Below are 11,118 nucleotides of genomic sequence, written 5' to 3'. Positions count from 1 at the left end.
TAGCCCTGTTAGCAACCGGCAGCGGGTGGGCCCACTGCTACGACGAAATCATTACCGTTGTGGCAAAACTGGACAATGGCTTTACCCAACGGTACCAGGGTAGAAAGCACCGTTGACATCGAATAGAAACGCGCTGGCAAAAAGCCGCTGAACCGTATTTCCGTCAACTGCACCTCTAAATATCAGGTTGGTGGCGCCTATGACGTCGCGTGTTGTTTTTGGCGCAACAATCAATGGGGCATGTTAGTCAACGGCATACATGCGAAGGCGAGATGCTGATGGACAAGCCAAATGCGGTCTGAAGATGATCACCATCGGCCTGGATTGGCGCGGCGACCATTTCCTCGCCTCTCTGAAATGCGGCCGCCACCAAGAAACAGACGGTTCACAACGCCCGTTCAGTGATGTATACCTCCGGTATAGATAAAATCCTCAAGACGCCTTCCCCTCCGCCACCATCAACTACGGTCAGAAGTGAGCATTTACCAACATTGAAATCCAATTTGGTGCGCAGCGTGGCGAATATGATCTGACCAATGACTGGACGGTCTATAGCGTGGTCGGCGGCAATCATACCTATGAATAGGACTCTTACTCAGCGCATACTATTTTGTAATGACAGCAGCGACGCTACCATGAGGCAGATGAGAGTACCATATGTCTCTGACAGCTTCTCCAGTCAAGCGGGCATTTGCGGGAAGTTCGACACCGACTTTTTTATCAATCATAACGTCAATCTGGATTACTCCAGGAACTATACCCGAGTGCGTACGGTCGATCGGATATCGGCCCAAGGTATTGCCAGCAATATCTATAATCTAACTTATGCCGATAAACCATTGATACCACTTATGCAGGCGGTTAGGATGAACGATCCTTGCGTCACCAATCGGATCTATAACAGCAGCATAAAATTATCGGATACATTGTCGATTCGATGCTCTGCTGAAACTGACTGCCGGCCTGTATCGTCAGAGCTTGAATATCACTAATTACGCTTACACCAGCTGGCAGTCAGACAAATTCGAGCGCACCAAGGTAACGCTGGCCTTTGGCATGGTAGTGAAACCCTAGGAGCACATCTCTATGTATGCTAACAATATCGAAGCACTGCAGGCCGGTGAAATCGCCTGCAGGTTATAATACTAGCACCGTGATCAACAGCGGCCAGGTCACCAGCATCGAAACCTCCAAGCAAAATGAAATGGGGGTGAAAGCAGATTATGGCCGTGTCGCTGGCTCGTGCTGGCGACATTTGAAACAAAAAGCCGGTGGCAGCCTATCGCTATCGGGGATCTGCAACGGCGACGCACAATATGAATACGGAAACTACGCCGAAGAGCACAACCGCTGTATTGAGCTGAATCTGTTCGGCGAGCCGGTGGTAGACGTGCGCCTGAATGGCATGGCCCAGCACTATCAGTCATTTCGTGCTGAGTGGTGAATGGGATCTGCCCGGGCTTAGCAGCGTCACCTCCACTGGCTGTGTAAGTAATATGTTCCTGTTCACAATATCTTGATGAAGCCAACGACCTGAAAGCCAGCGGCTGGACACCCGCCTAGATTTAGGTGTGCGTTACGATATGCAACTATCGAAAAACAATATCGTCTGGCGCGCCAACGTGGAAAACGTCACCAATGAAAATTACATAGCCTCAGCCATGGCTACCTGGCTTAGGGCGATCCGAGTTCGATGAGACTTTCCATGACTGTGGACTTATTAAGCACCAGTCGCGCCTCACTCGGTTAAACATTCCGTTACGCCGGCCGATAGTTGATAACGGCTTTTTAACTGCTGGAAAAATGATCTACTATCATCGGGGTTCGCGTTTGCGGGGAGATTTTCTCGCGCATCCTATACATATTGTTGCAAAAGTTAGAGACTAAGGAAAGCATGGAAATCTTTTTTACGATTCTTATCCTCACCCTTATTGTGTCCTTATCCGGGGTAGTGACACGTATCCTACCGTTTCAAATTCCGCTTCCTTTGATGCAAATCGTGCTCGGTGCGCTGCTCGCCTGTCCTAAATTCGGATTACGCGTCGATTTTAACCCGGAGCTCTTTCTGGTGCTGTTCATCCCGCCGCTGTTGTTTTCCGACGGTTGGAAAATACCGCCGCGCGAATTTTTGCGCCACTGCAGCGAGATAGTGGCGCTGGCGCTGGTATTGGTCATTATCACCGTGGTAGGAATCGGTTATCTGATTTACTGGATGGTGCCAGGCATCCCTCTAGCAGCGGCTCTGGCGCTGGCGGCGGTGTTATCGCCCACTGACGCTGTGGCGCTGTCGGGCATCGTAGGCGAAGGCCATATCCCGAAAAAGTTGATGGACATTTTACAGGGCGAGGCACTGATGAACGACGCCACCAGTCTGGTGTCGCTCAAATTCGCTATTGCGGTAGCGATGGGGACGATGGTGTTTTCCGTCAGCGGCGCTTCGCTTGAGTTTTTCAAAGTAGCGGCAGGCGGTCTGCTGGTCGGCGTGGGGGTGACATGGGGATACAGCAAATCCCTGCGGCTTATCATCCGCTGGAGCGGAGACGATGCTGCGACGCAGACTGTGCTGCTGCTGCTGCTGCCGTTCGCTGCCTATCTGATTGCTGAACATATCGGCGTTTCTGGTATCCTGGCCGCAGTGGCGTCGGGCATGACCATCGGCCAGTCTGGCATTATCCGTAACGCGCCGCTGGCGATGCGGCTGCGCGGTAATAGCGTCTGGGCGATGCTGGAGTTTGTATTCAACGGCATGGTATTTATTATGTTGGGGCTACAGCTGCCATATATTCTTGAGACATCTATTACCCAGGCTGAACTGGATCCCACCATCCAAACCTGGGTGCTTTTTACCGATGTGATTCTTATCTACGCTGCGCTGATGGTGCTGCGTTTCGGCTGGCTGTGGCTGATGAAACGCACTAGTTTGCGCTTCATGACCAAGCGGCCGATGGTGTTCGGCGACTATGACACCCGCGAGATTCTGATAGTCTCTTTTGCCGGCGTGCGCGGCGCCATCACGCTTGCGGGTGTGCTATCGATACCCCTGCTGCTTAGTGATGGTTCGGCGTTTCCATCGCGCTATCAGCTGGTGTTTATCGCTACCGGTGTGATCCTGTTTTCTTTAATCTGCGGCGTGATTATTCTGCCGCTGTTGTTGCGCGGTATTCAGGTGTCCGACAAGGCGCGGCAGCGCCAGGAAGAGCAAATAGCGCGCGCAGCGGCGGCGGAAGTGGCCATTGAAAGCCTGCATAAAATGGAAGAGCGGCTGGCCAATAGCCAGGAAGAGAATATCAATACTCAGATCCTAAATGAAGTCAGCGCTCGGGTTATTGGCAATCTACGCCGCCGGATTGACGGCAATGACGACGCGGATAGCGCGCTGCTAATTGAAAATCTGGAGCGGCGCATGCGGCTAAATGCGCTGCGCGCTGAGCGCGGTGAATACTATCATTTACGCGCTCAGCAAAAAATTAGCAATCAAACGCTGATGAAGTTGCTGCACGATTTGGATCTACTGGAAGCACTGCTGGTCGAGCATGAATAAGAGCGAAAATTCTTCATTATAAATTAATATCGGCCACTCGTCCAGAAATATAAAGGGCACTTCCCGCTGCGTCAGTCAGGGCACGTGCCACTTTGGTACTGCTGGCGACGCCTTGGCAGCGTGGGCTTGGCAAGCGTGGGCATGCTTCTGGATGGGCTGGTGTTTATCGCCGGTGTCGACCATATCTTAGATATGGCGCGTACTGCGCTTAACGATATAGCGCTTACTACGCTTAACGTTGTAAGGGATATACTGTGGCGGTGCTAGTTAATCGCCAAATGGGAGAATCAGTACGACAACGCGCAGGCGCTGGCGTATGAGAAAGAGATGTTGAAAACCAAGGACTGATTTTCGCGCATCGACAGCTGCGAGATTTCGCGGGGAAGTCAGCCTCGGGTCTTCCAGACAAGCGCCCCATAGCGCTATTGGGACAGGTGATGTCGGCGCAAATTAGAGACCAAAACGGCCTGATGTTATCATCAGGCCGTTTTGGTTAGACCAGCAATGAGGCGCCAAAGTGACCAGCGAGGTCAAGAAAGTGTGGAAAATCCAGCGGATTGACAAAGGCGGCATTGACGCCATCAGCCGCGATAGTGCAGCAGCTTGTACAGCGTCGGAATGACCAGCGTCGACAGCAGCAGTGCACTGACCATCTGGTCGACCATCGGCACAGAAATGCGCTACATCACCTCTGAGCCAGCCGCTTCATATGATCGGCAGTAGGTCGGACATAATGGCCGCAACGGTCATGACTTTCAGCCGCACGCGCGCAGCAGCGCACCCTCGCAAATGGCAACCAGTAACGCCCGTTCGTCCCAACTGACCATGTTCGTCTCGGTGCTTTACTATCGCGTGGTTAAGATATAGCACTATAATCACGCTGGAATTCCGCCGCAACGCCCGCCAACGCGATAAAAACCACCGCGACTGCCACCGACAAATTGTAGTGCAGCAGATAAAGTAACCAGGCGCCGCCAATCAATGCAAACGGCAGCCTGCCCATGATTAAACAGCGCATCGCGCACCCGGCCGAAGGTGGCATACAGCAGAACAAAGATAATCGCCAGCGTGAAAGGCGGCACGATTTTCATCTTGGCGCTGGCAGCGCGAACTCGAGATACCAGAACTATCTGGACCAGCTGATGAGAGACACCACCTGCGGCAGCTTGACCTGTTGCGTCGTCACCACACGCTGTATCTCCTCAACAGCTAATTTTAAATCTCGGCCGCGCAGATCTACATAAATCCAGTTCGACAGCTGGGCATTCTCTCTTTTCAGCATCGGGTAGCTCGCTATTAACGCAGATTTGGAGGTCAAATCCTCCGAGTGTAACCTGTGCACCGGCCGGGGTAATAACAGGCAGATCGCGCATTTTTTGTACCGAATTCCACAGCTCGCGCGAGATAGCGCACATTAATGGGAAAACGTTCGCGCCCCTCGATAGTTTGGCCGATGTTCTCCCCGCGGACGACTGCAGCGACCAGGGACTGCAGCGTCTGCACCATTATTACGCCATAGCGAGCGATGCGCATCTATAATTTATCTACTAGCCTGCCAGCACGTGCTGGAATAACGTGAAGGCAACGATCGTCGATATTGACGGTTCTATAAACGGTGATTTGCCCGGCTTGTCAAAGCGCTGGCCAGGGACCATGGGATCGTGCCAATGTAGCACCTTGTGATGGGCGTCAGGGTGAGCATCTTGAGTCGTGACGACCTGCTTAGGCGAGGATGGTGTCAGCTTTGCTGTCACTTTTGGTCTGACTGATATACTCCTGCATGATGGATGCCCACTCGCTTCATGGTCATCCTTTCCCGGCTGAAGTGGCGATCGTTACTACCTCCTATTGGGATATTTTCAATGCCGAATTTAAGCTGCGGATCCGGCAGCTGATTGGTGTTGTCGGCCTGGTTTTCCAGCGCTTGAAGTTGGTAAACGATGGCAGATAAATCTGCCGAGTAGCGTCGTTCGGCTCGGGCCAGTGACTCCACCAGTCCCATCTCTTCAGCGGCGGCGGTCATGGAGAAAAGGAGTATGAAGACCAGCTATGTCGGTGAATAACAGCACTGTAACAGCATGATTTTTATTGCTTAATACTGGACGGGCTGAATAGCGGTGATGGTATAGCTGTCACCTTGCAAGCGGAAGCTAAAATTTACCGCCGTGCCTGTGGCGAGTAGTTTGGCCACAAGCACGTTAAGCAACGCGAACGTCATGGTCATCGGCGGCCATAGCGCCGGCGTGGGCATGTATTATCTGCGCCATACAGGATTGGCCGTCAGCGGAGATGGGTGTCATGTGTGGGAGGAGAGAGGACATCGGCGTGGCTGTGCATCGTCGGCACAATCGCCCTGGGATCGCTGGTGATGATTAGAGTGGCGGACAAAAAAGGAGTCCAGCGGTAAAAAATGGAAAATAGGCTTATAACAGCGCTAACGCTGAGCAATACAGTACCCATAAGGACAGTTCGTGAACAAAAATCAATTGCTGCCAGCGCAATTGCTGCTTCGACAACCGGTTGCGTTTTGTCGGGAGGTTATTCTTGGTAGCGGCAGAACTTCTCTTTCGCCGGCGGTCCCAATGATAGGTTGAATCAAATAGGCAAAGATTTGTTGCTGCTGCGGCTCATGCCGGTCGATTAGATTAAGTCTGGCGCTGTTCGGCAGTACGATAAGCGACGCGTGGTGGTTATCCTATTGCATTAAATCTGTTAGTGTTTACTGCAGATCGGTTCAGTGGTGCTTGGCGTGGCCAAGCTGCGGGATGACGCATGCATTCACACTATACTGAATATTGGGCGGCAGCAAGATGGGTTTAAGATTGTAATCGTGGCTGGCCAGCACCAGCTGCGAGTTCATCCACAGCCATATAAACAGCATGCACTGCCAGGCAATCTGCCGGCGGCTGCGAAGAAGATGGCTGAATCGGGTGGGACCAATTATTGACAATTCGTCACCCGTGACTACTTACAGGACTTAAGTACGCGTGTGGCCTTGTTTTCCGGCGCTATGGCGGCTTAGAGCACCACNAACGGCTCTATTTCCGCGGGCTGGGTCAGTGTGAGCACCGCCGACAGGGCGGCGTATAAGTCACCCGTGCCGCCGAGATTACCCCCTATTCCGGCAGCATCAGTGGTTATAGGTATGACTACCCCTCGCGTCGGCTGACCCCATCGGTTTGGTTATGTCCGCCACATTGGGCGACGCCCGCAAGATTGCGCTTTGTAGAATGCGCTGCGCATTAAAATCGCGGATCACACCTGATTGCCGCTGCCGCGCTAAATCAGCGCGGGATTGTGCAGATCCTGGACGAATTTGCCGTCCATTAGCGCTACCACCTTTTACTGCGCCTCGGTTAGGGACCACGAGGGTTATAAGCCGGTTCACATCCAAATATCTTTATTTAGGACATTCCCGGCGAATCCGTTGCAAGCAGCCGGCGAATCAGCACTAGATTTGCCGGATATAACGGATCGCCACCGTACGGATAATCCCTTCTGTCGGATACGTGTATCCTGAAAATGGCAAATAATGTAACCCTTAATTTGCGCGGTAAAGGGTAACCCAGAATTGAGCCGCCAGGTGCTTTTGTTGTAGCACCCCGGACACTGGTGCTCGCAGCCGGAGACGAACAGCGTGCAGCGCGTGCTGGGGCTGTTTGACATCCATAGGGCAGTATTGATAGAAATTCATCTTTCCTTAACATAGCTCGCCGGTCAAGTGATACTTGACGCGCCGTTTGACCTCCTCTTATTGCCAGCGGTTAAATGGCCGTGCATCTTGGGTGCCCTGCCCAGATAACTGCAGAACTGTTGGGTCAACGACACGCGCGCCGGGTTATAGTTGCCGCATTTCTGGGCATGTAAAGCTATTACTGTTGTAAGAAAATTCGCCGGTAAAACTGCACTCTTGGAACTTCATCGATAGGGTATTGGTACTATAAATAGGGTATTGGTACTATAATAAGCACGCTGTGATAGCTGTAGTCCCAGAGACATCTTCCAGCGTACTCATGTTGTGCTGTAGATTGGGTGGGGTACTCGCCACAATAGATAAAGCCGCGCTACAACAGATAAAGTCGCCGATAGCCAGAGGCGGATAGTACGCCTCGAAATCCATATTGTCATATTGGTCCAATTTATTTTCCATATATAAATGGAAACTATTGGTGTAATACCCTTTATCAGTTACTCTGTCGATAATACCAAAATCGGCGGTGCCCCCAGACAGGCAAAAGAGGTTGCATAAGTTTTCGCCCGGTGTGCTGTAGAGGTTGAAACTATAACTAGTTTCTTTCTCCCAGCTTTCGGTAGCTGCCTGCAACTATGCGACGATCGTCAGCACTCTCTTGCAGTGCAATGCTTTCGTAAACGTGGGTGCGGTTGCCAAACAGCGCATTAATATTTTTGTGAATGCCGATATAGCCCAAAGAAATGGTGATGTGACCGTGTTTAAAGATCTCGGCAATGTTGTCATCCGTTTTCAGGCGCACGCCACAGTCCCCTTCTGTATACAGTATTTGCTCGACGACCACGCTTAACGTCGTCCAGTCGGCAGATACCGTGTCATCAATGCTTTTTTGGCCGGCCGCAGACGTTCGTCCAGCAATGACCAGAAGCGCTCTTCGCCGCGCTTAGCCCCTCCAGCGCGATGCGTGGCAGACTGAGATTGATGACGCCAAGATTATTGCGGTCGTCGTGAACAAGTTGGCCATTTTCTATTCATAGGCCCAAGGAAACTACTCCAGACCATCGGCGTTTTAAATGATCCTCGGTAACCTTCACCAGCTAGTCGTAATTTGAAGATGTCCGGGTAAATCCGTTTACTGGCGCACTCTCTAGCGCTAGCTATTTGATATCATAGTTAGGATCGCTGAACTTATAATTTACGCCGTCACGAATTAAGAATACTAATTTGGGGAACACCGCGGTTTTCCAGTTTTTACCCAGCCCAGCGATGCAGTTGAGCAGTATGGACTGTTGAATAAGCTGCGATTCCGCGCTGCTGGTGCAAAGCCCGAAGCCGAAAGTGACAACGGCGCTTGGCCGTTGGATGTGTGCAGGGTATTGACCTCATATTCCAGCTATTGGAAAGCATCGAAACACTTTTTTCGGTGCGAGCGCGCGGAAGGCTCTTCCCGCATACGCAATATGCCATTCACTGGCGGTTTTACGGTGCTTGTCATAATTGGCGGCGACATAGGGGCCAGAATTTCATCTATCCGATTAATAGTAGTGCTGCCGTAAATATGGCTGGCAACCTGGGTAATAATTTACGCGGGTGACCACAGTAGCGGCGGAGATCGAGCGCAGCGGCCCTATCTCTCAGCGTTTCCCATTTTAAAACCTTGGGTAAGTATACCCTATAAATAAATTAGCATGCAGTTGAACATAGGAAAGAAAGGCGAATAGTCCAGATCGTGATAATGAATCTCACCATGTATTGCCGGGCGTCATGTTTGGCGACGATCCCGGCCAGAAAATCACGCTGGGTGGGGATCACTTTGTTTTCCTTATTGGCGTTTTCTTGGCGTTTTCGTTTAACATCATAATATTACTCTGTTTCCACCAGCCAGCGTATTTCCTAGTTCAACCGACCGGCCCAGCTGCTCGTGCGTCACGTCGCGATCGTGACGGTATTCGATGTACAACTGCACGAGGGTTTTGTAAGGACCCGCCATCAGATGATTTTCCACCGCTCCCATATGGATATCATAGATATCCATATGGGAGCGGTGATGCCATTTACTGCACTACCTGTGCGGCGACAGTCGCGCAATAATCCACGGCGTCTACGCCTGCCTGCTTGTGAGGGGCATGCAAAACCACCTGGAAAATACGCTGTTCATCGAAATTGACCTGACATCCGCCCCGTTTGATCACTACCGGTTGCACGATGTGACTCCTTGTGTACCGAGATAGATTAAGCGCCCCGCCAGCGGGTAGCGCCTAAAAACGACAATCGCTCATGTTACCAACGGGGTCGGCTACGACTCAGACGCGTTTACACGCGTAAACCGCGCATGCTAGCTATAAATAGTCCGTGATTCGATGAAGAGGTCGATTGCTGGTGGTTTGTGCGCTTCATAGCATGACGCTATTATATGTAATCTTTGTGATGTTATTTTGGTACAAGGTGTAGGAAAACGTCGCAACGATCGCACTAAAAATTGACCTTGCGCAATAAAGCTTATGTTCGGATGAAGTGCTGGTCAGCATAATTTCTACCCGTCCGCGTGGTACCGGCATGAAATAACTGGAAAAGGGAGAGGTAGGAGAATTTTTCCCCTTTGTTAGGGGAAAATTTGAACTTGACAGCAGTGATAAATCGGTGGAGCGTTAATGCAACACAAGCAATAGCATCTAGCGCTGCGGCTATGAGCGATAAAGACAAGGGGGACCTTGTTATCGATTAAGGCTGTGCCGCGGTGAACCTAAGGCAAGGCAGCACCAATTGGTGCTGCCGGGTGATGGCGTCTTATTTTTTGCTCATACTTAATTTTGTCCGCCACGCGCTTTCAAGGGAAACGCGCTTTAAAAGCTCGGCAGTGATAGGAAGCTTCCCGTCGTTAAACACCATCGCACCGAGGAGCTCGGTGAGCGGCTGTGAACGTACCAATGTCGTGATGTGAAGTCTACCTCTACTTCATGCTAACAGAGCATGAAGTAGAGGGTATCGTCTAGCATCATTTGCTTGCCATCCATAGGCTCCACCTTGGTGAGGACCAGGAAATGATCGTGAAAACCGATGGTGGATTCCGTAGTCGAGGCCTCACAAGGCTGGCAAAGATATCACAGTCTTGCCAGTTTGTTTTCCCTAACGGCGACCGGTAGGACAAAAAGGCAGGCTTCAACGGCCGTGCCAATATGCTCCATGGCATCGATCTTATCGATGGCGGTTCGACCGGCAGGATTGCTTCGCCACCACGCTTGTCGTAGCAATTTTCACGCCACTGAAGTTTTGACGAGTGTCGCTGTCCATCCAGAGCGTCCCCGACGCTATTCCAACTGCTTGAACAATATCCACTCGGAAATGCCGAAGTTAGCCCTGTCGGTAAGTGCGTCTGGTCCTTTATATACCCCTGGAAATTGCTTTTCGAAGGTAGGTCAGCACTCCAACTTTTGCTTACCCTGCCTGCGTGAGCCTTTTGGCATGGGCAAAGGCGTCTTTCTTGTCATCAGTTACCAAGTTGTCATAGCAACAACGGATAGGATAAGATGACGCCGGGCAGCCAAGGTCCCACCTGCACTTTGCCTAGCGGCGTACGGCGATAGCTTCAATCTCGATTTTTATGTCTTTCAGAAATCCCGCGCCAGGGCATCATCATCCTCCCATGGCGAGATGGTCGGCGCCAACTTGAAGGTTTTACATCCGCTTCCGCGGGTGGACAAAATCGCCATTGACGTGGACCACACGCCGTATGCATATTATTTCTAGCAGGCCGGTAACGGAATTTTCGTCCGTCAAGTGCTGCTGGCCACACTGCTCCACCCACACTGGGCCATAATCCGGACCAACCGATGCTGTAATGCTTACGTTCGCTTCGGGGAGAAGCGGTACGTCGTTCCCCCCCCTG

At 51.5% G+C, this 11,118-nt stretch carries 6 protein-coding genes and 5 pseudogenes; 5 read left to right on the top strand and 6 right to left on the bottom strand.

The window, feature by feature from the left end; genetic code table 11:
- The first annotated feature begins 1,153 nt into the window (after positions 1-1,153).
- From BG74_RS09645 to BG74_RS15110, 3 genes and pseudogenes are all read left to right on the top strand, one after another.
- Complete coding sequence (locus tag BG74_RS09645; protein WP_066598151.1) at positions 1,154-1,444, top strand: hypothetical protein; 291 nt, start codon at positions 1,154-1,156, stop codon at positions 1,442-1,444.
- A 450-nt stretch (positions 1,445-1,894) separates the two neighbouring features.
- Complete coding sequence (locus tag BG74_RS09640) at positions 1,895-3,541, top strand: Na+/H+ antiporter (RefSeq protein ID WP_066598150.1); 1,647 nt, start codon at positions 1,895-1,897, stop codon at positions 3,539-3,541.
- Between the two features lie 126 nt (positions 3,542-3,667).
- Positions 3,668-3,889 (top strand): annotated as a pseudogene (locus BG74_RS15110) (hypothetical protein); the annotation flags it as partial.
- Between the two features lie 233 nt (positions 3,890-4,122).
- On the opposite strand, the pseudogene BG74_RS18615 reads toward BG74_RS15110, so the two are convergent.
- The 3 genes and pseudogenes from BG74_RS18615 to BG74_RS11950 all read right to left on the bottom strand — a co-directional run.
- Positions 4,123-5,071: pseudogene (locus tag BG74_RS18615) on the bottom strand (efflux RND transporter permease subunit); the annotation flags it as partial.
- Positions 5,072-5,291: 220 nt separating this feature from the next.
- Entirely contained in the window at positions 5,292-5,564 is a 273-nt protein-coding gene (locus tag BG74_RS09615; protein ID WP_066598140.1) for a hypothetical protein, read from the bottom strand.
- Between the two features lie 69 nt (positions 5,565-5,633).
- The gene (locus BG74_RS11950) at positions 5,634-5,759 is read right to left on the bottom strand and encodes a copper-binding protein (RefSeq protein ID WP_244267510.1); all 126 of its coding nucleotides are present in this window, start codon (positions 5,757-5,759) and stop codon (positions 5,634-5,636) included.
- Between BG74_RS11950 and BG74_RS18610 the strand changes: the two genes are divergently transcribed.
- Positions 5,713-5,910, top strand: coding sequence for a hypothetical protein (locus tag BG74_RS18610; protein WP_244267513.1), 198 nt, complete (start codon positions 5,713-5,715; stop codon positions 5,908-5,910). The genes BG74_RS11950 and BG74_RS18610 overlap by 47 nt on opposite strands.
- 365 nt (positions 5,911-6,275) lie before the next feature.
- Here BG74_RS18610 and BG74_RS14610 read toward each other — a convergent pair whose 3' ends face one another.
- The 3 genes and pseudogenes from BG74_RS14610 to nrdD all read right to left on the bottom strand — a co-directional run bounded on the left by BG74_RS14610 (position 6,276) and on the right by nrdD (position 9,436).
- Entirely contained in the window at positions 6,276-6,422 is a 147-nt protein-coding gene (locus BG74_RS14610) for a hypothetical protein (RefSeq protein WP_187202884.1), read from the bottom strand.
- A 504-nt stretch (positions 6,423-6,926) separates the two neighbouring features.
- A pseudogene (locus tag BG74_RS11945) lies at positions 6,927-7,235 on the bottom strand (4Fe-4S cluster-binding domain-containing protein); the annotation flags it as partial.
- Positions 7,236-7,292: 57 nt separating this feature from the next.
- Positions 7,293-9,436 (bottom strand): annotated as a pseudogene (gene nrdD / locus BG74_RS09610) (anaerobic ribonucleoside-triphosphate reductase).
- 1,456 nt (positions 9,437-10,892) lie between these two features.
- On the opposite strand from nrdD, the pseudogene BG74_RS21080 reads away from it, so the two are divergent.
- A pseudogene (locus BG74_RS21080) lies at positions 10,893-10,976 on the top strand (hypothetical protein); the annotation flags it as partial.
- Positions 10,977-11,118 lie beyond the last annotated feature (142 nt).

This window comes from Sodalis-like endosymbiont of Proechinophthirus fluctus (genome assembly GCF_001602625.1).
GTDB lineage: Bacteria > Pseudomonadota > Gammaproteobacteria > Enterobacterales > Enterobacteriaceae.
This window is presented reverse-complemented; position numbering and strand designations above follow the sequence as displayed.

Excerpts from the sequence above, each read along its gene's own strand:
- BG74_RS14610 (WP_187202884.1), bottom strand. The coding sequence starts at position 6,422 with ATGCTGTTTATATGGCTGTGGATGAACTCGCAGCTGGTGCTGGCCAGC.
- BG74_RS11950 (WP_244267510.1), bottom strand. The coding sequence starts at position 5,759 with ATGACGTTCGCGTTGCTTAACGTGCTTGTGGCCAAACTACTCGCCACA.
- BG74_RS09615 (WP_066598140.1), bottom strand. The coding sequence starts at position 5,564 with ATGACCGCCGCCGCTGAAGAGATGGGACTGGTGGAGTCACTGGCCCGA.
- BG74_RS09640 (WP_066598150.1), top strand. The coding sequence starts at position 1,895 with ATGGAAATCTTTTTTACGATTCTTATCCTCACCCTTATTGTGTCCTTA.